This window comes from Shewanella sp. NKUCC06_TVS (assembly GCF_019345515.1).
GTDB lineage: Bacteria > Pseudomonadota > Gammaproteobacteria > Enterobacterales > Shewanellaceae > Shewanella > Shewanella oncorhynchi.
This window is the reverse complement of the sequence record NZ_JAHKQX010000028.1, coordinates 1-18,812: the sequence shown is the minus strand read 5'-3', so window position 1 is coordinate 18,812 and position 18,812 is coordinate 1. Positions and strand designations below refer to the sequence as shown.

The 18,812-nt window shown below is 45.1% G+C and carries 29 protein-coding genes; 22 read left to right on the top strand and 7 right to left on the bottom strand.

Going from position 1 to position 18,812, the window contains the following annotated elements; genetic code table 11:
• Positions 1-100 precede the first annotated feature (100 nt).
• The 17 genes from rplN to rplQ all read left to right on the top strand — a co-directional run bounded on the left by rplN (position 101) and on the right by rplQ (position 8,595).
• On the top strand, positions 101-469 hold the full coding sequence (gene rplN / locus KO531_RS21820) for a 50S ribosomal protein L14 (protein ID WP_006083590.1): 369 nt from the start codon (positions 101-103) through the stop codon (positions 467-469).
• An 11-nt stretch (positions 470-480) separates the two neighbouring features.
• The gene (gene rplX / locus KO531_RS21815) at positions 481-795 is read left to right on the top strand and encodes a 50S ribosomal protein L24 (RefSeq protein ID WP_006083589.1); all 315 of its coding nucleotides are present in this window, start codon (positions 481-483) and stop codon (positions 793-795) included.
• 12 nt (positions 796-807) lie between these two features.
• Positions 808-1,347, top strand: a complete 540-nt coding sequence (rplE, locus tag KO531_RS21810) for a 50S ribosomal protein L5 (RefSeq protein WP_006083588.1) — start codon at positions 808-810, stop codon at positions 1,345-1,347.
• A 10-nt stretch (positions 1,348-1,357) separates the two neighbouring features.
• Complete coding sequence (gene rpsN, locus KO531_RS21805; protein WP_006083587.1) at positions 1,358-1,663, top strand: 30S ribosomal protein S14; 306 nt, start codon at positions 1,358-1,360, stop codon at positions 1,661-1,663.
• Between the two features lie 24 nt (positions 1,664-1,687).
• Positions 1,688-2,080, top strand: a complete 393-nt coding sequence (rpsH, locus tag KO531_RS21800; protein WP_006083586.1) for a 30S ribosomal protein S8 — start codon at positions 1,688-1,690, stop codon at positions 2,078-2,080.
• Positions 2,081-2,090: 10 nt separating this feature from the next.
• Complete coding sequence (gene rplF / locus KO531_RS21795) at positions 2,091-2,624, top strand: 50S ribosomal protein L6 (RefSeq protein WP_105251036.1); 534 nt, start codon at positions 2,091-2,093, stop codon at positions 2,622-2,624.
• Positions 2,625-2,634: 10 nt separating this feature from the next.
• On the top strand, positions 2,635-2,985 hold the full coding sequence (gene rplR / locus KO531_RS21790) for a 50S ribosomal protein L18 (RefSeq protein ID WP_006083584.1): 351 nt from the start codon (positions 2,635-2,637) through the stop codon (positions 2,983-2,985).
• Positions 2,986-2,996: 11 nt separating this feature from the next.
• On the top strand, positions 2,997-3,500 hold the full coding sequence (rpsE, locus tag KO531_RS21785; protein ID WP_006083583.1) for a 30S ribosomal protein S5: 504 nt from the start codon (positions 2,997-2,999) through the stop codon (positions 3,498-3,500).
• A 6-nt stretch (positions 3,501-3,506) separates the two neighbouring features.
• Complete coding sequence (rpmD, locus tag KO531_RS21780) at positions 3,507-3,689, top strand: 50S ribosomal protein L30 (protein WP_006083582.1); 183 nt, start codon at positions 3,507-3,509, stop codon at positions 3,687-3,689.
• 3 nt (positions 3,690-3,692) lie between these two features.
• Complete coding sequence (rplO, locus tag KO531_RS21775) at positions 3,693-4,127, top strand: 50S ribosomal protein L15 (RefSeq protein WP_006083581.1); 435 nt, start codon at positions 3,693-3,695, stop codon at positions 4,125-4,127.
• A gap of 7 nt (positions 4,128-4,134) precedes the next feature.
• On the top strand, positions 4,135-5,475 hold the full coding sequence (secY, locus tag KO531_RS21770) for a preprotein translocase subunit SecY (RefSeq protein WP_007644459.1): 1,341 nt from the start codon (positions 4,135-4,137) through the stop codon (positions 5,473-5,475).
• A gap of 21 nt (positions 5,476-5,496) precedes the next feature.
• Positions 5,497-5,610 carry a 50S ribosomal protein L36 gene (rpmJ, locus tag KO531_RS21765; RefSeq protein ID WP_006083579.1) on the top strand — a complete coding sequence of 38 codons (114 nt, stop codon included), beginning with the start codon at positions 5,497-5,499 and terminating at the stop codon, positions 5,608-5,610.
• A 117-nt stretch (positions 5,611-5,727) separates the two neighbouring features.
• Positions 5,728-6,084, top strand: a complete 357-nt coding sequence (gene rpsM, locus KO531_RS21760) for a 30S ribosomal protein S13 (RefSeq protein WP_011787581.1) — start codon at positions 5,728-5,730, stop codon at positions 6,082-6,084.
• Positions 6,085-6,099: 15 nt separating this feature from the next.
• A complete protein-coding gene (gene rpsK, locus KO531_RS21755) occupies positions 6,100-6,492 on the top strand; it encodes a 30S ribosomal protein S11 (RefSeq protein ID WP_006083577.1) in 393 nt (130 codons plus the stop codon).
• A 32-nt stretch (positions 6,493-6,524) separates the two neighbouring features.
• On the top strand, positions 6,525-7,145 hold the full coding sequence (rpsD, locus tag KO531_RS21750; RefSeq protein ID WP_006083575.1) for a 30S ribosomal protein S4: 621 nt from the start codon (positions 6,525-6,527) through the stop codon (positions 7,143-7,145).
• A gap of 24 nt (positions 7,146-7,169) precedes the next feature.
• Complete coding sequence (gene rpoA, locus KO531_RS21745; RefSeq protein WP_006083574.1) at positions 7,170-8,159, top strand: DNA-directed RNA polymerase subunit alpha; 990 nt, start codon at positions 7,170-7,172, stop codon at positions 8,157-8,159.
• A gap of 40 nt (positions 8,160-8,199) precedes the next feature.
• Positions 8,200-8,595: a 50S ribosomal protein L17 gene (gene rplQ, locus KO531_RS21740; protein ID WP_006083573.1), complete on the top strand. Its 396-nt coding sequence runs from the start codon at positions 8,200-8,202 to the stop codon at positions 8,593-8,595.
• Between the two features lie 57 nt (positions 8,596-8,652).
• On the opposite strand, the gene KO531_RS21735 is transcribed toward rplQ, so the two are convergent.
• From KO531_RS21735 to ccmA, 6 genes are all read right to left on the bottom strand, one after another.
• Positions 8,653-9,603, bottom strand: a complete 951-nt coding sequence (locus KO531_RS21735; RefSeq protein ID WP_251069041.1) for an ABC transporter substrate binding protein — start codon at positions 9,601-9,603, stop codon at positions 8,653-8,655.
• Between the two features lie 196 nt (positions 9,604-9,799).
• Complete coding sequence (ccmE, locus tag KO531_RS21730) at positions 9,800-10,288, bottom strand: cytochrome c maturation protein CcmE (RefSeq protein WP_105251038.1); 489 nt, start codon at positions 10,286-10,288, stop codon at positions 9,800-9,802.
• Positions 10,285-10,485, bottom strand: a complete 201-nt coding sequence (gene ccmD, locus KO531_RS21725) for a heme exporter protein CcmD (RefSeq protein WP_105253042.1) — start codon at positions 10,483-10,485, stop codon at positions 10,285-10,287. The genes ccmE and ccmD overlap by 4 nt, the downstream gene beginning before the upstream one ends.
• Complete coding sequence (locus KO531_RS21720; protein ID WP_105251039.1) at positions 10,485-11,231, bottom strand: heme ABC transporter permease; 747 nt, start codon at positions 11,229-11,231, stop codon at positions 10,485-10,487. The genes ccmD and KO531_RS21720 overlap by 1 nt, the downstream gene beginning before the upstream one ends.
• 1 nt (position 11,232) lies before the next feature.
• Positions 11,233-11,919, bottom strand: a complete 687-nt coding sequence (ccmB, locus tag KO531_RS21715; RefSeq protein WP_006079706.1) for a heme exporter protein CcmB — start codon at positions 11,917-11,919, stop codon at positions 11,233-11,235.
• An 11-nt stretch (positions 11,920-11,930) separates the two neighbouring features.
• Positions 11,931-12,581 (bottom strand): cytochrome c biogenesis heme-transporting ATPase CcmA, encoded by a 651-nt coding sequence (gene ccmA, locus KO531_RS21710; RefSeq protein ID WP_131525727.1) that lies wholly within the window; start codon positions 12,579-12,581, stop codon positions 11,931-11,933.
• A gap of 318 nt (positions 12,582-12,899) precedes the next feature.
• Between ccmA and KO531_RS21705 the strand changes: the two genes are divergently transcribed.
• Positions 12,900-13,199, top strand: a complete 300-nt coding sequence (locus tag KO531_RS21705) for a c-type cytochrome (RefSeq protein WP_105251041.1) — start codon at positions 12,900-12,902, stop codon at positions 13,197-13,199.
• A 61-nt stretch (positions 13,200-13,260) separates the two neighbouring features.
• On the opposite strand, the gene ccmI is transcribed toward KO531_RS21705, so the two are convergent.
• Entirely contained in the window at positions 13,261-14,511 is a 1,251-nt protein-coding gene (gene ccmI, locus KO531_RS21700) for a c-type cytochrome biogenesis protein CcmI (protein WP_219252235.1), read from the bottom strand.
• Positions 14,512-14,911: 400 nt separating this feature from the next.
• Here ccmI and KO531_RS21695 point away from each other — a divergent pair, with 400 nt between their 5' ends.
• From KO531_RS21695 to KO531_RS21680, 4 genes are read left to right on the top strand one after another with little or no spacing between them, the layout of a single operon-like run.
• Positions 14,912-16,891 carry a heme lyase CcmF/NrfE family subunit gene (locus KO531_RS21695; RefSeq protein ID WP_105251043.1) on the top strand — a complete coding sequence of 660 codons (1,980 nt, stop codon included), beginning with the start codon at positions 14,912-14,914 and terminating at the stop codon, positions 16,889-16,891.
• Between the two features lie 11 nt (positions 16,892-16,902).
• Entirely contained in the window at positions 16,903-17,457 is a 555-nt protein-coding gene (locus tag KO531_RS21690) for a DsbE family thiol:disulfide interchange protein (RefSeq protein ID WP_219252231.1), read from the top strand.
• Entirely contained in the window at positions 17,454-17,933 is a 480-nt protein-coding gene (gene nrfF, locus KO531_RS21685) for a heme lyase NrfEFG subunit NrfF (protein WP_105251045.1), read from the top strand. The genes KO531_RS21690 and nrfF overlap by 4 nt, the downstream gene beginning before the upstream one ends.
• Positions 17,930-18,517, top strand: a complete 588-nt coding sequence (locus KO531_RS21680) for a TlpA disulfide reductase family protein (RefSeq protein ID WP_113941593.1) — start codon at positions 17,930-17,932, stop codon at positions 18,515-18,517. The genes nrfF and KO531_RS21680 overlap by 4 nt, the downstream gene beginning before the upstream one ends.
• The last annotated feature ends 295 nt before the right edge of the window (positions 18,518-18,812 follow it).

The window sequence follows — 18,812 nt, the reverse complement described above, 5'->3', positions numbered from 1 at the left end:
TTATATTTGCGCGCCATTTTTGACTAAATTAATAGCAAAAATGAGTGTTTTTATTGTCCCATAGTGGGAATTGTGTAGTAACGATAGCGGAGCACTTAAAATGATCCAAATGCAATCGACTCTTGACGTTGCTTGTAACAGCGGCGCACGCAGAGTTCAGTGTATTAAGGTCTTGGGTGGCTCTCATCGTCGTTATGCCGGTATCGGCGACATCATCAAAGTTTCTGTTAAAGAAGCGATTCCTCGCGCTAAAGCGAAGAAAGGCGATGTGTATAACGCGGTGGTAGTCCGTACTAAGAAAGGCGTACGTCGTCCAGACGGTTCTGTCATTCGCTTCGATCGGAATGCAGCTGTTCTTTTGAACAACAACCTGCAGCCGATTGGTACTCGTATCTTTGGACCAGTGACACGTGAATTGCGTAATGAGCAATTTATGAAAATTGTCTCGCTGGCACCAGAAGTACTGTAAGGAGCTTCAAAATGGCAGCTAAAATACGTCGTGAAGACGAAGTGATTGTATTAGCAGGTAAAGACAAGGGTAAACGTGCAAAAGTTTCTCAAGTCCTTCCTACTGGTAAATTGATTGTTGAAGGCATCAATCTTGTCAAAAAACACCAAAAGCCAAACCCACAATTGGGCGTAGCTGGCGGTATTGTTGAGAAAGAAGCACCGATACAAGCATCAAATGTAGCGATTTTCAACTCTGCCACTGGCAAAGCTGATCGCGTTGGTTTCCGCTTTGAAGACGGCAAAAAAGTTCGTTTCTTCAAATCGAACAGTGAACTCGTTAAGTAATTGGAGTAAACGATGGCGAAACTGCATGATAAATACCAAGAGACTGTTGTCGCTGAACTTGCTAAAAAGTTCGGTTATACCAGTGTCATGCAAGTCCCTCGGATTGAGAAAATCACCCTGAATATGGGTGTTGGCGAAGCTGTTGCAGACAAGAAAATCATGGACCATGCTGTCCGTGATATGACTGCAATCGCTGGTCAAAAGCCAGTTGTGACTGTAGCTCGTAAGTCAGTTGCTGGTTTTAAAATCCGTGAAGGCTACCCTATTGGCTGTAAAGTGACCCTACGCGGTGAGCGTATGTGGGAATTCTTAGAGCGTTTAGTCGATATCGCAATCCCACGTATTCGTGACTTCCGTGGCTTAAGCGCTAAAGCGTTTGACGGCCGTGGTAACTACGCAATGGGCGTGCGTGAGCAGATCATCTTCCCAGAAATCGATTACGATAAAATCGATAAGATTCGTGGTATGGATATTGTTATCACTACTACTGCGAAGAATGATGAAGAAGGTCGTGCTTTGTTAGACGCTTTTAACTTCCCATTCAAGAAATAAGGGTAGCGTAATGGCAAAAACATCAATGAAAGCACGTGAAGCTAAACGTGCACAGCTCGTGGCCAAGTACGCTGAAAAGCGTGCGGCTCTTAAGACTATCATTGCAAGTCCAGCTTCTTCTGACGAAGATCGTTGGGATGCGGTTCTTAAGCTGCAAGCTCTACCACGTGATTCCAGCGCTGCGCGTCAACGCAATCGTTGTAATCAAACTGGTCGCCCTCATGGCTTCTTACGTAAATTCGGCTTGAGCCGTATCAAATTACGTGAAGCAACCATGCGTGGTGAAGTTCCTGGCCTGCGTAAGGCCAGCTGGTAAGCACTTGTCACGGAGTAAGCTAATATGAGCATGCAAGATCCTATTGCGGATATGTTAACCCGTATTCGTAACGGCCAAGCTGCTAACCACGTATCAGTGAAGATGCCTTCAGCTAAGTTGAAAGTCGCAATTGCGAAACTACTTAAAGATGAAGGTTATATTGCTGATTACGCCGTAGCAGATGAAGCCAAGCCTGAACTGGAAGTTACTTTAAAGTATTTCCAAGGCCAACCAGTCGTTGAGACTATCCAGCGTGTAAGTCGTCCTGGTCTTCGTATTTACAAAGGTAAAAACGAACTTCCAAAGGTGATGGGCGGTCTGGGTGTCGCAATTGTGTCCACTTCTAAAGGCTTGATGACTGATCGTGCCGCCCGCCTTGCAGGCATGGGTGGCGAGGTTATCTGCTACGTAGCTTAAGGAGCTAGGAATGTCTCGTGTAGCAAAAGCACCAGTATCTATTCCAGCTGGCGTAGAGGTGACCTTGAACGAACAGACCCTTACCGTCAAAGGCGGAAAAGGTAGTCTGACTCGAGTGATCAACAATGCGGTCAATGTTGTTATTGAAGCCGGCGTAGTTAAGTTCCTCCCTGTTGAAGGCGTTGTTAACGCTTGGGCACAGGCTGGTACAACTCGTGCATTAGTAAACAACATGGTTGTTGGTGTATCTCAAGGTTTTGAGCGTAAGTTAAAGTTAGTTGGCGTTGGTTACCGTGCGAAACTCGTCGGTGCTGATATTGACCTTACTTTAGGTTTCTCTCATCCGTTAGTACACAAACTGCCCGCAGGCGTTACTGCAGAGTGCCCTAGCCAAACTGACATCGTCCTACGTGGCGTTGATAAACAGTTAATTGGCCAAGTCGCTGCTGAGATTCGCGGATACCGTCCACCAGAGCCATACAAAGGCAAAGGTGTTCGCTATGACGACGAAGTAGTACGCCGTAAAGAGGCTAAGAAGAAGTAGGTAACGCGATATGGATAAGAAAACATCTCGCTTACGTCGCGCTACTCGCGCTCGTAAGAAGATCCAAGAGCTGGGCGTGAACCGTCTGGTTGTACATCGTACACCGCGTCACATTTATGCTCAGGTGATCAATCCTGAAGCTCAGGTGTTGGCAGCTGCTTCAACCGTAGAAAAAGCGGTTAAAGAGCTACTGAAGAGTACCGGTAACGTAGACGCAGCGAAAGCAGTAGGTAAATTTGTTGCTGAGCGCGCGATCGAAAAAGGCGTAACTTCAGTTGCGTTCGATCGTTCTGGTTTCAAGTATCACGGTCGTGTAGCTGCTTTAGCAGATGCAGCTCGTGAAGCTGGCCTGAAGTTCTAAGGGGTTATAAAATGGCTAAATTAGAAGCTCAGCAAAAAGACGATCTGCAAGAGAAATTAATTGCAGTTAATCGTGTTTCTAAAGTAGTTAAGGGCGGTCGTATCTTTAGCTTCACAGCACTGACAGTAGTGGGTGACGGTAACGGTAAGATTGGCTATGGCTATGGCAAAGCACGTGAAGTTCCAGCCGCGATTCAAAAAGCGATGGAAAAAGCTCGTCGTAACATTGTGACCGTTGAGTTGAATGCAGGTACTCTGCATCACCCAGTTAAAGGTCGTCATACTGGTTCACTTGTGTACATGCAACCTGCATCACAAGGTACTGGTATTATTGCCGGTGGCGCAATGCGTGCCGTATTGGAAGTAGCAGGCGTGCATAACGTTCTGTCAAAAGCATACGGTTCTACTAACCCGATCAACATCGTTCGCGCGACTGTCGATGCATTGGTGCACATGAAGTCACCTTCGCAAATCGCAGCTAAGCGTGGCCTGAATGTTGACGAAATTCGGGGGTAATGCACCATGGCAACTAAAACTGTAAAAGTTACTCAAACTAAAAGCGGTATCGGTCGTTTACCGAAACACCGTGCAACCCTAACGGGTCTTGGTTTGCGTCGCATTGGTCACACTGTTGAATTAGAAGATACTCCTTCTGTTCGCGGTATGATCAACAAGGTCTACTACATGGTTAAGGTGGAGGATTAATAGATGCGTTTAAATACTCTATCTCCAGCTGCAGGCTCTAAGCATGCACCAAAGCGTGTAGGCCGTGGTATGGGCTCAGGTCTAGGTAAAACAGCGGGTCGTGGTCATAAAGGCCAAAAGTCTCGCTCTGGTGGCGGTGTACGCCCAGGATTCGAAGGTGGTCAAATGCCACTTAAAATCCGTTTACCTAAATTTGGTTTTACCTCGCGTCGCGCTATGGTAACAGCTGAAGTTCGTGTACTCGAACTGGCAAAAGTTAACGGTGATGTTATCGACTTAAACGCTCTGAAAGATGCGAACGTAATAACTCGCAACATCCAGTTTGCGAAAATTGTTCTTTCAGGTACCATTGAGCGCCCTGTGACTGTTAAAGGTCTGAAGGTAACCAAAGGTGCACGTGCAGCTATTGAAGCTGCCGGCGGTAAGATCGAGGAATAATACGTCGATGGCAAAACCAGGACTTGATTTAAAAAGCGCGAAAGGTGGACTTTCTGAATTGAAAGCTCGCCTCCTGTTCGTGATTGGTGCGATTATCGTCTTTAGAGCCGGTTCGTTTGTGCCAATTCCTGGTATTGACGCAGCTGTATTAGCAGAGCTGTTTGCTCAGCAAAGTGGAACCATCCTTGGCATGTTTAACATGTTCTCGGGTGGTGCCCTTGAGCGTGCCTCTATCTTTGCATTAGGTATTATGCCGTACATTTCGGCATCGATTATCATGCAACTGTTGACTGTCGTACATCCTGCACTCGCTGAATTGAAAAAGGAAGGCGAATCAGGACGTAAGAAAATCAGTCAATATACCAGATGGGGTACCTTAGTGCTGGGTACATTCCAGTCGGTCGGTATTGCAACCGGGTTACCAAACTTAGTGCCAGGCCTTGTGGTCAACATTGGATTTGGATTCTACTTTGTTGCGGTTGTGAGCTTAGTGACAGGAACTATGTTCCTTATGTGGCTAGGTGAGCAAATTACCGAACGTGGTATAGGTAATGGTATCTCGATTTTGATTTTCGCAGGTATTGTTGCTGGATTACCTTCCGCTATCGGCCAAACGGCTGAGCAGGCGCGTCAAGGTGACTTGAATGTGTTAGTATTGTTGTTGCTCGCGGTAATTGTGTTTGCAGTGACTTATTTTGTAGTGTTTGTGGAACGTGGTCAGCGTCGTATCGTCGTTAACTATGCTAAGCGTCAGCAAGGCCGTAAGGTGTTCGCTGCGCAAAGTACCCATCTACCGCTGAAAATAAACATGGCAGGTGTTATTCCGCCAATTTTTGCGTCAAGCATCATTTTGTTTCCTGGAACACTGGCTCAGTGGTTCGGTCAAAATGAATCCATGTCATGGTTGAGTGATTTTTCACTGGCTGTGTCACCTGGACAACCGCTTTACTCATTATTATATGCAACAGCGATTATCTTTTTCTGTTTCTTCTATACTGCGTTGGTGTTTAACCCACGTGAAACAGCAGATAACTTGAAGAAGAGTGGTGCATTCATCCCTGGGATCCGTCCTGGAGAACAGACTTCGCGTTACATTGATAAAGTTATGACCCGTTTGACATTGGCAGGCGCGTTATACATAACCTTTATCTGCTTAATTCCGGAGTTCATGTTAATTGCGTGGAAAGTACAGTTCTATTTCGGCGGTACTTCACTACTAATTATGGTAGTCGTAATCATGGACTTCATGGCTCAGGTTCAGACGCATATGATGTCTCATCAGTATGAGTCTGTGATGAAGAAAGCTAACCTAGTTAACAAAGCGAATTTAGATCGCTTTGGTCGCTAAGTAGCTTTACGGAGTGATGAAATGAAAGTTCGAGCTTCCGTGAAGAAGATCTGCCGTAACTGCAAGATCGTCAAGCGTAGTGGCGTTGTACGCGTTATCTGTGTTGAACCAAAACACAAACAGCGTCAAGGCTAAAAAGTAATTTGTTCAGCCCATGAATTGGGCTGAACAAAATTTTGTTTGCAAATCTGTCGACTGTCGAGTATCCTTTCGGGCTTTTCGCAGTTGGCCTTTAACTTTAAGGAGTGCATAGTGGCCCGTATCGCTGGCATTAACATTCCTGATCAAAAGCATACAGTCATCGCATTGACTGCAATTTTCGGCATCGGCCGTACTCGCGCTAGAGCAATCTGCGCGGCTACAGCAATCGCTGAAACTGCTAAGATCAAGGAATTGAGCGAAGCTCAAATAGACACACTACGCGAAGAAGTCGCCAAATACCTAGTAGAAGGTGACTTACGTCGTGAGATTTCAATGAACATCAAGCGTCTTATGGATCTTGGTTGTTATCGTGGTCTCCGCCATCGCCGTAGCCTGCCTCTCCGTGGGCAACGTACTAAGACCAATGCGCGTACGCGTAAAGGTCCACGTAAACCTATTAGAAAGTAACGGGAAGGTAAAGCAATGGCTAAAGTTCCGTCACGTTCTCCGCGTAAGCGCGTACGTAAACAGGTTGCAGATGGCATGGCTCATATCCATGCTTCTTTCAACAACACTATTGTCACCATTACAGATCGTCAAGGTAATGCGTTGTCATGGGCTACTTCAGGTGGTTCAGGTTTCCGTGGTTCACGTAAATCTACTCCATTTGCTGCACAGGTGGCTGCTGAGCGTGCAGGTGCTGCTGCTCAAGACTACGGTTTAAAAAACCTTGAAGTGTTTGTGAAGGGTCCAGGTCCAGGTCGTGAGTCAGCCATTCGTGCGCTGAACGCTGTTGGTTATAAAATTACCAACATTACCGATGTGACGCCGATCCCTCATAATGGTTGTCGTCCTCCTAAAAAGCGTCGTGTATAACGCCGTTTCATTAGGATAGTTGGAGAAAGATCATGGCAAGATACTTGGGTCCCAAGCTCAAGCTCAGCCGCCGAGAAGGTACAGACCTTTTCTTAAAAAGCGGTGTGAGAGCAATCGATTCAAAGTGTAAACTGGAAACTGCACCTGGACAACATGGCGCTCGTAAGCCACGTTTGTCAGAGTACGGTACACAGTTACGCGAAAAACAAAAAGTTCGTCGTATTTACGGTGTGTTAGAAAAACAATTCCGTAACTATTACAAAGATGCTGCACGTACTAAAGGCAACACAGGTGAAAACCTGCTTCAGCTTTTAGAAACCCGTCTTGATAACGTTGTTTATCGTATGGGCTTCGGTGCAACTCGTGCAGAATCACGTCAGCTAGTAAGCCATAAATCTATTATGGTTAACGGTCGTGTTGTTAACATTCCATCATTCAAAGTGTCTGCGAATGATGTTGTGAGCATCCGCGAGAAGTCACGTACTCAAGCTCGTATTAAAGCGGCTTTAGAAGTGGCAGCTCAACGCGAGAAGCCTACATGGGTTGAAGTCGACAACGCGAAAATGGAAGGTGCTTTCAAGCGCGTTCCAGAACGTAGCGATTTGTCTGCGGAAATTAACGAACAGCTGATCGTCGAGCTTTACTCTAAGTAAGGCTAACAAACAAGAGAGGACACAATGCAGGGTTCTGTTACAGAATTTCTTAAACCGCGTCTCGTTGATATCGAGCAGGTTAACTCAACACGTGCCAAGGTTACATTGGAACCACTTGAGCGTGGTTTCGGCCACACTTTAGGTAACGCGTTGCGTCGCATCCTATTGTCGTCTATGCCCGGCTGCGCGGTTACCGAAGTCGAGATTGACGGTGTACTGCACGAATACAGCAGTAAGGAAGGCGTTCAAGAAGATATCCTTGAGATCTTGTTAAACCTGAAAGGGTTAGCAGTGACCATCGAGGGTAAAGACGAGGCTATGCTTACGTTGAGCAAGTCCGGCGCAGGCCCTGTCATCGCAGCAGATATCACGCATGATGGTGATGTCACTATCGTGAATCCTGATCATATTATCTGTCATCTGACAGGTAACAATGATATCAGCATGCGTATTCGCGTTGAGCGTGGTCGTGGTTATGTACCAGCATCTGCTCGTGCACAGACCGAAGACGATGATCGCCCAATCGGCCGCTTGCTGGTTGATGCTTCTTTCTCGCCAGTTGCACGTATTGCCTACAATGTAGAAGCAGCACGTGTAGAACAGCGTACTGACTTAGATAAACTCGTTATTGATATGACCACAAACGGTACTATCGATCCTGAGGAAGCTATCCGTCGTTCTGCAACTATTCTGGCTGAACAGCTAGATGCGTTTGTAGAGTTACGTGACGTGACTGAGCCAGAGCTGAAAGAAGAGAAACCGGAATTCGATCCGATTCTGCTGCGTCCTGTCGACGATTTAGAGCTAACTGTACGTTCGGCTAACTGCTTGAAAGCCGAAGCGATTCATTACATCGGAGATCTGGTACAGCGCACTGAAGTTGAGTTGCTGAAAACACCGAACTTAGGTAAGAAATCTCTTACTGAAATTAAGGATGTTTTAGCTTCTCGCGGACTGTCGTTAGGTATGCGTTTGGAAAACTGGCCTCCAGCTAGTTTAGCAGACGACCTATAAGTCTCAGGTTTGTACAGATTTAGGTTATAAGGATTAGGTCATGCGCCATCGTAAGAGTGGTCGTCAACTAAACCGTAACAGCAGTCATCGCCAAGCCATGTTTCGCAACATGGCCGGTTCACTAGTTCGTCATGAGATCATCAAGACAACTGTGGCTAAAGCGAAAGAACTGCGTCGCGTAGTTGAGCCTCTGATAACACTTGCTAAGAGTGACAGCGTTGCAAACCGTCGTTTAGCGTTTGCACGTACTCGCGACGCTGAAGTCGTTGGTAAGTTATTTACTGAGTTGGGTCCACGTTACCAGGAACGTCCTGGTGGCTATACCCGTATCCTTAAGTGCGGTTTACGTGCTGGTGATAAAGCCCCTATGGCTTACATCGAGCTAGTTGGTCGCCCAGAAGCTGCTCAAGCTGTTGATGTTGAAGCTGCTGAGTAATTAAGGTTACACTTTTAAAAAGCCGGGCATTAGCCCGGCTTTTTTATGCCTTTTTTACTATTTTACCCAAAGTGTGGTTTTCTCGATTTCTTTTGGGAGGACGATATTCCATTTAGCTAAGCCTTTCTGGCTAAACATGTATTTTCCAAGATCATCTGTTACTGGGAAAATATTTTCGGGTTTCTCGCCGCCGAGTATTTTTGTCGCCATATTCGCTGCAATCTTGCCATGATGATAGCCATCGAGAACATAGCCACCAATATTGCCTTCAGCAGAGACACTAAATCCCCAAAACCCAAAATTCGGTACCGGAGTATGTTCAGATATCCATTTTAGGAGCTGATCTGCATCTACTGAGCGATTATCTGCGTCTCTAACTGTGTGGTATAGCGCCACGACTATAGCGTTATAACCTTGTTCTTTCGCGGTCAATACATTCCGCTGCCAATCCGTTAGCTGTGACAATTGCACTAAATTAACTTCGATATCGCCTAACATGCTTGAGTGTTGTTTACTGATGTATTCAGCCGCTGAGTCAGAGGTGACTCCTTGGTCGAATAGAACTAAGATTTTTCTATGCACAGTTTGCGGTAGTAAACGTTGAATGAGCAGTAGTGAACGTCGTAGTAGTGGTCTCTCAATGACGCCTGTAAAGCGTTTGTGTTCATTGAGATGATATTCTCTAGGATTCATGTTCACCCCTAAATAGACTACTGGGATTAGGCTGTCATTTAGGCGCTGGTGTAAGAGATTAACCGCATTATCATCGGCGAGAATAACCAATTGAGGTGCTTGTTGTTGAATGTATTTCCATGCTAAGTCAGCCCGTTCAGCAAATTGCTCTTGGGGTAAGCGTTTGGTATCCATCTCGAAATAACTAACATCGTGGTGAGGGCTGAGCGTGTCATAAATCGCTTGATAGTATTCTTGGTCCCATTGATAGCTATGATGGTAGCTTTCGATAACAACAACTTTAGCAGCATTGGCTTTCTGAGAGAGGCCTACCAAGCAGATAATTAGGAAGCTTAGAATGTGTTGCAAACTAGAGTTTAGTTGTCTTATTTGAATCATATGCAGTCTTAGGTATTGGCGCTGCCTAGAGTATAGTCCACCTTTAATTGTGCATATTCAGATAATAAAAAAGCCTCACTAGTTATTAAGCTAGGAGGCTTAGTTTGTACGCTATTGCTGATCCATCAATAACCTACTTAGTATCTGGTGCCTTTTGCTGGCTATAATCTAACTTTTCGTGCTTTTGGCCCATGGCTTCTGCGACTTCTGGTGGCATGTAGTTTTCATCATGCTTGGCCAGTACTTCAGTTGCTTCTAGTTTGCCATCAGCACCCAGTACACCCTGAGCAACAATGCCTTGTCCTTCACGGAAAAGATCGGGCAATAGGTCGTCATAAGTGACCAGTACTTCACCGCCGAGGGAGTCATGTACTGCAAATTCGACATGCAAGCTTTTGGGATCTCGCACCATAGAACCTACCGTCACCATTCCGCCGACACGAATACGTTGGCCAATTTCAGGTTTTACGCCAGTGTCTGTCTTGCCGTGGACAATTTCAGACGGAGTATAGAATAAGTTCAAGTTGGAGTTCAGCGCATAGAGCAAAAGCGAAGTAATCGCAGCAACGCCACCGATTAATGCTACAGCTAATGTCAGTCTTTTTTTGCGTCTTGGGTTCACGATTTAGTACTCCTGGTTTCTTTTAGGCGTTCTTCTCTATCCATCTTCTTCGCGATATCAATTAACACCTTACGCTTTTGGCGTGCGCTGGTAATGATGAGCGTAGAGAGGCAGAAGAAGGTCACTCCGTAGGATAGCCATACATAGAATGCATAGCCGCCCATATTAAAAAAATCACTGATTGAATCGAATTGCATCATTTGACCTCCTCCGCTTTAGCTAGTTCACGGACCCAGGGGCGCATGCCATTTCTTGCTAAAATTTCTGCTCTAAAACGAACAATAGTGATGGCGCCAATCATAAGACCGAAGCCCAGTATGTTAATTAACAGTGGATAGAGCATTTCCGTCGACATTGTCGATTTCTCGGTAATGCGTATTGTCGACGGTTGATGTAATGAGCTCCACCATTCAACAGAGTATTTGATGATAGGAATATTGATCACACCGACGATCGCTAAGATCCCTGCTGCACGAGCTGCGAGCACTTTATCCTCAAATGAGGCATAGAGCGAGATCACACCTAGATATAGGAATAGTAATACCAGCTCAGAAGTTAAGCGTGCATCCCATACCCACCAAGCACCCCACATAGGTTTACCCCATGCCGCTCCAGTAAAGAGTGCGATAAAGGTGATCACTGCGCCAATGGGAGCAATAGATGCTGCAGCCCAGTCGGCAAGTTTTATCTGCCAAACTAGACCGATAAAGGCCGCTGTTGCCATACCCATATAAGCCGCCATTGACATAGACGCGGCAGGAACATGGATAAAGATAATACGGTAGCTATCACCCTGCTGGTAATCCGTCGGCGCGAAGACGAGTCCCCATGTAGTGCCAACAGCAATCAATAGACCAGCTAAGATCGCAAACCATGGAAATAACGTTCCTGATAATTTATATGCGCGTTCAGGATCCGCGTAAGGGTGTAACCATTTCCACATTTTAGTTAGTACTCACTCGCAGAGATGCACCAATTGCAAAAGGTGCTAAGGTTAACGATCCGACCAGCATAGCGCCTATTATAGCGAGCTGACCATCATAGGGTAAATTCATTCCTGCCGCGTCTATGGCACTCGTTGCAAAAATGAGTACTGGGATATATAGGGGCAAAATAAGTAAGCTGAGTAACACGCCGCCTTTTCTTAGACCGACGGTTAATGCCACACCGATAGCACCTAACAGCGACAATACTGGCGTGCCTAGCGCAAGCGTCGAAATTAACGCACCGTAGCTGTTGCCGTCTAGATTGAGTAATACCGCTAACAGTGGTGCGATAATAATCAGTGGCACACCAGTTAAAATCCAGTGGGCTAACACTTTAGCTAATACGAGAATGGCTAATGGCTGTGGACTTAATAGCATTTGTTCTAAGCTACCATCACTAAAGTCGGCTTTGAAAAGCCTTTCAAGTGACAACATCGATGCTAATAATGCGGCTACCCAAATAATCCCCGGTGCCACACGTGCTAACATTTGTGGCTCTGGTCCAATTCCCAGCGGAAACAAGGTAACGACCATAATAAAAAATAGCAGTGGGTTAAAAATGTCGCCGCGGTGGCGAATAGCAATTTTAAGATCTCGCTGCAGCAAGGTGAAAAATGCTTGGGTAAAACTGATGCCTCTTTTCATTGAGCCTGACCTTATATGAAGCGATAATCGAGACGAATTTTACGAAGCCTATCATCTGTGATAATGCCCATATCTTGGTGAGTTGTGAGGATCACACAGCCACCATTATCCGCATGCTGAATAAATAACTGCTCCAGTTCTTCGACGCCTTTTTTATCGATTGCAGTAAAAGGTTCGTCAAGGATCCAAATTTTACAGTTGCTATGCCACAATCTTGATAGCGCTGTTCTGCGATGCTGGCCTGCGGATAAATGCCCCGCGAGAGCTTCTTCAAAGCCCGTTAAATTGACTTTGGCTAAAATCTCTGACGTATCAAAGTCATCATAACCACTGATTCTTAAATTGAAATTAAGGTTTTCTTCGGCAGTCAGCTCGCATTTCACGCCAGCTAAATGGCCTAAATACAAGAGGTCTTCATTGTATTCATCGCGGCAACGGTTTATGTCTTCATTAATGTAAAAAGTTTGTCCGGCATAGGGGCGAGAAAGGCCCGCCAATATGCGTAATAAACTGGTCTTGCCTGCGCCGTTAGGGCCTTCAATCTGAACAATGTCACCGGCATTTATATCAAAACTTAACTCATCAAAAAGGATGCGTTCTTCGCGGATACAGGTCAGCTTGCTGGCTGACACTAATGTGGTTTCTTTAGTTATATTTGTCACTGAACCCTCTATCTCAAGCCGGAAGGAAACACAAGTCATTCTAACACAAACGTTATTGGGGGTTTACTCTTGGTTTGCACTAGATGTCAGCAATATGATGTGGTTCCAATAACCGCAATATTTATCGAACTTTTTTACGACTTGCTAATATATTAACGAATTTGTCATCCTTGTCGCCTGATTCATTTTGTGTTGAGATTCTAATCACAAAAAGATGAGATTTCTTGAAGTTTGTAGTAATCTTAGTCGGCTATAATGAGTCTGCCTAAGTAAGGGCGGCGCCGAGCTTTGTACGTATTTGCATTAGGAACATTGAACATGAAAAAACTGTTAGCAATGACTGCTGTCGCTGCTTTGACTATGTCAGTTAACGCTTCAGCTCAAGATGCTGAGGCTATTTATAATAAGGCATGTACCGTATGCCACAGTATGGGTGTTGCTGGTGCTCCAAAAGTACACAACGCTGCAGAATGGGAACCACGCTTAGCTAAGGGTGTTGACGCTCTAGTGAAGAGTGTGAAAACCGGTCTGAATGCTATGCCACCAGGCGGTATGTGTACTGATTGTACTGATGATGATTACAAAGCTGCTATCAAATTTATGTCTACAGCTAAGTAATTCTTCAGATATAAAAAAACCGGCGAAAGCCGGTTTTTTTATATCTGCAATTAACTGCGATTTATTGCACTTGAGTATCAAGTACTAGGTTCGCTGTATCGCCTACGGCGACTTTACTGATCTTGCCTTGAATATCACCCGTTTGCGGTTTGATATTACCTTGTTTAGACAGTACAGCAATCACTTCCACATTGGCTGCATCGCTTAACTTCACATCACCACCCATACCGCTGCTGTCATCTAATGTCACTGTAATCGGGAAAGACTTAGCACTGACTTTGGTTGCGGCTAATGGGACTTTAGGTCCTTCAGTTGCACGGGCAAAGATGAAAATGGTGTCTTCTGGACTGGCTTTAGCCGCAAGTTCTGCAGAGATAGATATAGTGACATTGACCGATTTAGCACTCGCTTTGACTTGCTTATGTGCATCATCATTTGGTATGCCAGCGGTTTCCGACTGCATGCGTAAGTTGGCGGTTTCGATTGCATTCATAAGAGCAGCACGATCAACGTCGGCACGACCGCTATCTAAAATCGTTTGCCAAGAGGTGATGGCTTTCTTGTAGTCAGCAGTAAAGAAAGCATCCATACCCACGAGCAGTAGCGTTGAAGGATCTTGTGCATCCATTGCTAAAGACTCATTGATAAGAGCTTGGATTTGCGGTGTCATTTGTTGACCCGCTTTGTAATACATCGCCGTTGCTTTTGGACCGAGCAATTCTGCATGCTTTCCGACTAATTCGATTACTTTATCGAAAGCCGCAATCGCTTTATCGTATTGGTTTGCCGATACATAAGCATGACCTAAGCTGAACCACAGTTGGCTGTTTTCTGGCTCGGCTTTAACTTGAGCTTCCATCATCTGCACGCGTTGCATCATGATTTGAGCCGTATCCATTCCCGCATGTGGATTTGCAGGTTGTTGAGCAATATCAATATTCTCGAAGGCGCCTAAGTGTTGATAGAGATAGCCTGAGATAACAATCAAACAAACTGACATGATCGACGGCCACAGAATCGTCTTTGGCTTTATTTGGTTGACCAGTGAATCATCGCTCGCTTGTTTGATGTCTTGGAGTAGACTGATTTCCAGTTCTTTCTTCAATGCATCAAATTCGGCTTGATCGAGTAGCTCTTCACTTAATTCTTTTTCAAGAACGCCTAAGCGCTCATTGAACAATTCAAGGTTCGTTTGTTTACGAACTCCAGCTTCTTCCGTTTTCAGCAATTTTTGCTGTCTGAAGTGCGGGATCCAAATCAGCATCAGGCCGACTAACATAACAAGCGCAATAAAAATCCAAAATGTCGTCATTGTTTCTATATTCACTTTAGTTTGCAGAAAGCGGAGTAACCGCTAGGCTTGGAAGCAAGATTATACGTAAAGATTGTTCATTGAACAGTAATATAAGGTAATCCCAGTGCTGAAAGCTTATAGTTGGGCACTGGTTCACAAATTGATTCTTCTTGTAAATTTTGTATGAAACTTAAGTGTCATTTGTCGGTCACATGCAGAACTGAGCCTCTTCCGTGACTTTCATCGACCTCTAAAATTGAGAATGAGACAAGTAACCCAGTTTTGTACGAAAGAGGCAGACAGGAACAATAGCAAATACTAAAATGAGCAAAATTTCGTGCATTTGCGTGAATAGCATGTTGTGCGTTGAGATAGAGTCTTTCTAAATCAACATATTATTGAAGACTGAGGAAAACCCATGATCCCAGAACTTGGACACTTTGCGTTGATAATAGGGGTGGCTTTTGCCTTCTTATTAATCAGCGTCCCCCTAATAGGTGTTGCCAGAAAAGACCAATACCTTGTTAGGTACGCTTGGCCATTAACGTACGGAATGTTCTTTTTTATTACCTTATCTGTTGTCGTGCTGGCTTATAGTTTTGCCGTCGATGATTTCTCGGTCGCCTATGTGGCACATCATTCAAATTCTCAGTTACCTATCTTCTTTAAGATCTCGGCCGTATGGGGCGGTCATGAAGGGTCACTGTTATTTTGGGTGTTTGCTTTATCAACTTGGGCGGCTGCGGTTGCCTTGTTTAGCAAAGGTTTAGAAGAAGTGTTTACTGCCCGTGTGCTGGCAGTATTGGCTCTTATTGTGATTGGCTTTAGTTTGTTTATGCTACTCACATCTAGCCCATTTGAACGTTTATTCCCGATCCCTGCCGAAGGTCGTGACTTAAATCCAATGCTGCAGGACGTGGGATTAATCTTCCATCCTCCTATGTTGTACTTGGGTTATGTGGGCTTCTCTGTAAGCTTTGCATTTGCGATTGCTGCGCTGATGAGCGGCCGTCTCGATTCTGCTTGGGCTCGTTGGACTCGTCCATGGACATTGGCTGCTTGGACCTTCCTTACGGGCGGTATCGCACTAGGATCTTGGTGGGCTTATTATGAATTAGGCTGGGGCGGTTGGTGGTTCTGGGATCCCGTTGAGAACGCCTCTTTTATGCCTTGGTTAGTGGGTACTGCGCTTGTTCACTCTTTGATTGTGACTGAGAAACGCGGCGCCTTCCGTAACTGGACTGTATTACTGTCTATTTTTGCTTTCTCTTTAAGTTTGCTTGGTACCTTTATTGTTCGCTCAGGTGTATTAACCTCAGTGCATTCATTCGCAGCCGATCCAAGCCGCGGTATGTTCATCCTGTTGTTACTTGGTTTAGCTGTTGGCGGTTCATTAACACTGTTTGCTTTACGTGCCAGTGAAATGAGTAGTCCTGCCCGTTTCGAGCTCAAGTCTAAAGAAACAATGCTCTTAGTGTGTAACGTGCTACTGACGGTTGCCGCAGGTACGGTACTATTGGGTACATTATATCCATTGCTCATCGACGCGCTTGGCATGGGTAAAATCTCTGTTGGACCCCCATACTTTAATGCGGTGTTCGTGCCTATCGTATTAGTGCTATTTGGCTTTATGGGTATTGGTCCAATTATTCGCTGGAAAAAATCGAAAGCGGGCGAGCTTAAGCGTCAGCTATTGATCCCAGCAATGATTGCTGCTGCTATCGGTATTGTGACGCCATTTATCGTCGATGGTGTATTCAATATTTGGGTTACCTTTGGTATTGCTGCCGCAGCTTGGATTATTCTGGCTACCGCAAGAGCGGCCTATAACATGGTCAAGTCGAAAGAAGGTGATATCAGCATCAGCCGCATGGGCCGTAGTCAGCTTGGTATGATCTTCGCGCATCTCGGTATTGCCGTTTCTGTGATTGGTGCCACTATGGTGTCAAATTACTCGATTGAGAAAAGTGTTCGTATGGGACCTGGTGTAAGCCAAGAACTCGCCGGTTATACTTTTAAGTATCTCGAGACCAAAAACGTAGTGGGTCCTAACTACACTGCACAGCAGGGACAGATAGAGATCTACAAGGGCGATGAGCTACTGACATTACTAAAACCCGATCGTCGTCAATATAATGTGCGAACTATGGATATGACAGAAGCCGGTATTGACTGGGGTCTATTCCGTGACTTGTACGTAACTATGGGTGACCCTATTACCAGCACTGAATTTGCGGTTCGTTTAAACTATAAGCCGTTCGTGCGTTGGTTATGGTTTGGGGCAATTTTCATGATGATAGGTGGATTCTTCGCTGCATCGGATAAACGTTACCGTGCGAAAGTCACTGCAGCCGTCGCGCCTTTGGCCGAAAAGGCAAAATTGGCAACGGCTCAATAATTGGGGAATGTATGAAGAAGTTGGTTCTGTTTATCCCATTGGTCATATTTCTCGCCATGGGGGTGTTTCTATATAAAGGGTTATTTCTGAATCCGCAGCAATTGGATTCAGCACTGGAAGGGAAGCCTATTCCGACTTTCCAACTGGAACGCCTAGAAACACCGGCTGAGATCATAACGAATGAGCAATTAAAAGGTAAGGTATCATTACTTAACGTATGGGCGACGTGGTGTCCATCTTGTAAATATGAGCATCCTTTCTTAGTGATGCTAAAACGTAAAAATCTTCTGCCAATTTACGGGATCAACTATCGTGATGAGCGTGCTCCTGCGTTAGAAGAGTTAAAACGTCAGGGCGATCCCTACAACGTTAATATCTATGATAAAGATGGGCGTTTAGGATTAGATCTTGGCGTTTATGGTGCACCAGAGAGTTTTATTGTTGATCATAACGGTATTATCCGTTTCCGTTATGCAGGTCCAATAGACCAACGCGTATGGAGTGAAACCCTTTACCCTATGATCCAACAATTACAAGCTGAAGCAGCGAAGGATGGCGCAGCATGAGAACGCTGATAAAAATCATAGGTGGTCTAGTGCTGATGTTCAGCATGACGACCGCCGTCATGGCAACACCAGTTGATACTTACGAATTCAAGTCACCTGAAAATCAAAAGCGCGGTTTGTCTTTGGCCCATGAACTACGTTGTCCACAGTGTCAAAACCAAAATTTGATCGACTCCAATTCACCCGTTGCTCGAGATCTGCGTCTTGAGGTATTCAAGATGGTTGACGAAGGAAAAGGGGATGATGAGATCATCGAGTTTATGACCAGTCGTTACGGTGAGTTTGTTCTCTATAAACCTAAGATGGAAACCAAGACCTACATTCTCTGGTTAGGTCCTATTGGTTTATTACTTCTGGGTCTAGTGATTGGATTCATCTTCATTCGTAAGCAACGTATTGGCGGTAATGTGCCGAACGAAATTAGCGCAGAAGATCAGCGCGAGTTAGATACCTTGCTAAAGCGCAATACAAAATGAAGCATAAAGTCATAACGGCATTCATGTTGTCATCCATTCTTTCGGTATTTGTTGCTGGGGTCGCGCATGCGTACCCTGGTATGCAGCAAACGGCTAAACCGATGGAATCAACGGTTGATTTGATCAATGTACTGCCAAAGACTTTTCCTATTGAGCCTGTTGCTTTTAATGATGTCGATGGTAAAGCTATCGACTTTAGCCAATTTAAAGGCAAGATCATTATGGTTAACATGTGGGCGACTTGGTGTCCGCCATGTGTCAGAGAGTTGCCTGCAATCGAAAGGTTAGCAACTAAGTTCAAGACTGAAGATTTTGTCGTGCTGCCTATATCTATTGATGCCGAAGGTAAGCAGCAGGTTCAGCCGTTCTTAAGTTCATTGGGTATGGCGAATTTCAACTCTTACTACGATCAACCACAAAGTCTTGGGAACGTTTTTCCGCTCGACACGATTCCTGCGACCTTTATTCTTGATCAACAGGGTCAATTGATTGCCTTTGTTCGATCCTATGTTGATTGGGATGACGTAAAAGCCGTCTCGCTAATCCAAGGTTTTATCGATAAAGGCAGCAAAAAGCCCAATTAATGGGCACTTTGCATGTAAAATAATCGCCGTTGTTTAAAAGATCGCCACGCGATCTTTTTTCATTTAAAAAGCCCTTGCACAAAAAGTTTCACTGCCTATAATGCGCATCCACTGACACGGCAGACAGCGAAAGCAGGTTGACGAGTTAGGTTGGATTGAGTCGCTTTTAAGCACTTAATTCAATCGCAGCAAGAAGTTGTTAAAAACTCCTTGACGCGAAACGGGAAATGCGTAGAATACGCAGCCCTAGCCAACTGGAAGCGTTCGACGCTCAGTGTGGTACTCAAGTTCTCTT

Bases quoted from the DNA above. Each gene is read 5' to 3' on its own strand.
- rplN (WP_006083590.1), top strand. From the start codon at position 101: ATGATCCAAATGCAATCGACTCTTGACGTTGCTTGTAACAGCGGCGCA.
- rplX (WP_006083589.1), top strand. From the start codon at position 481: ATGGCAGCTAAAATACGTCGTGAAGACGAAGTGATTGTATTAGCAGGT.
- rplE (WP_006083588.1), top strand. From the start codon at position 808: ATGGCGAAACTGCATGATAAATACCAAGAGACTGTTGTCGCTGAACTT.
- rpsN (WP_006083587.1), top strand. From the start codon at position 1,358: ATGGCAAAAACATCAATGAAAGCACGTGAAGCTAAACGTGCACAGCTC.
- rpsH (WP_006083586.1), top strand. From the start codon at position 1,688: ATGAGCATGCAAGATCCTATTGCGGATATGTTAACCCGTATTCGTAAC.
- rplF (WP_105251036.1), top strand. From the start codon at position 2,091: ATGTCTCGTGTAGCAAAAGCACCAGTATCTATTCCAGCTGGCGTAGAG.
- rplR (WP_006083584.1), top strand. From the start codon at position 2,635: ATGGATAAGAAAACATCTCGCTTACGTCGCGCTACTCGCGCTCGTAAG.
- rpsE (WP_006083583.1), top strand. From the start codon at position 2,997: ATGGCTAAATTAGAAGCTCAGCAAAAAGACGATCTGCAAGAGAAATTA.
- rpmD (WP_006083582.1), top strand. From the start codon at position 3,507: ATGGCAACTAAAACTGTAAAAGTTACTCAAACTAAAAGCGGTATCGGT.
- rplO (WP_006083581.1), top strand. From the start codon at position 3,693: ATGCGTTTAAATACTCTATCTCCAGCTGCAGGCTCTAAGCATGCACCA.
- secY (WP_007644459.1), top strand. From the start codon at position 4,135: ATGGCAAAACCAGGACTTGATTTAAAAAGCGCGAAAGGTGGACTTTCT.
- rpmJ (WP_006083579.1), top strand. From the start codon at position 5,497: ATGAAAGTTCGAGCTTCCGTGAAGAAGATCTGCCGTAACTGCAAGATC.
- rpsK (WP_006083577.1), top strand. From the start codon at position 6,100: ATGGCTAAAGTTCCGTCACGTTCTCCGCGTAAGCGCGTACGTAAACAG.
- rpsD (WP_006083575.1), top strand. From the start codon at position 6,525: ATGGCAAGATACTTGGGTCCCAAGCTCAAGCTCAGCCGCCGAGAAGGT.
- rpoA (WP_006083574.1), top strand. From the start codon at position 7,170: ATGCAGGGTTCTGTTACAGAATTTCTTAAACCGCGTCTCGTTGATATC.
- rplQ (WP_006083573.1), top strand. From the start codon at position 8,200: ATGCGCCATCGTAAGAGTGGTCGTCAACTAAACCGTAACAGCAGTCAT.
- ccmD (WP_105253042.1), bottom strand. From the start codon at position 10,485: ATGCAATTCGATTCAATCAGTGATTTTTTTAATATGGGCGGCTATGCA.
- KO531_RS21720 (WP_105251039.1), bottom strand. From the start codon at position 11,231: ATGTGGAAATGGTTACACCCTTACGCGGATCCTGAACGCGCATATAAA.
- ccmB (WP_006079706.1), bottom strand. From the start codon at position 11,919: ATGAAAAGAGGCATCAGTTTTACCCAAGCATTTTTCACCTTGCTGCAG.
- KO531_RS21705 (WP_105251041.1), top strand. From the start codon at position 12,900: ATGAAAAAACTGTTAGCAATGACTGCTGTCGCTGCTTTGACTATGTCA.
- ccmI (WP_219252235.1), bottom strand. From the start codon at position 14,511: ATGACGACATTTTGGATTTTTATTGCGCTTGTTATGTTAGTCGGCCTG.
- KO531_RS21695 (WP_105251043.1), top strand. From the start codon at position 14,912: ATGATCCCAGAACTTGGACACTTTGCGTTGATAATAGGGGTGGCTTTT.
- KO531_RS21690 (WP_219252231.1), top strand. From the start codon at position 16,903: ATGAAGAAGTTGGTTCTGTTTATCCCATTGGTCATATTTCTCGCCATG.
- nrfF (WP_105251045.1), top strand. From the start codon at position 17,454: ATGAGAACGCTGATAAAAATCATAGGTGGTCTAGTGCTGATGTTCAGC.
- KO531_RS21680 (WP_113941593.1), top strand. From the start codon at position 17,930: ATGAAGCATAAAGTCATAACGGCATTCATGTTGTCATCCATTCTTTCG.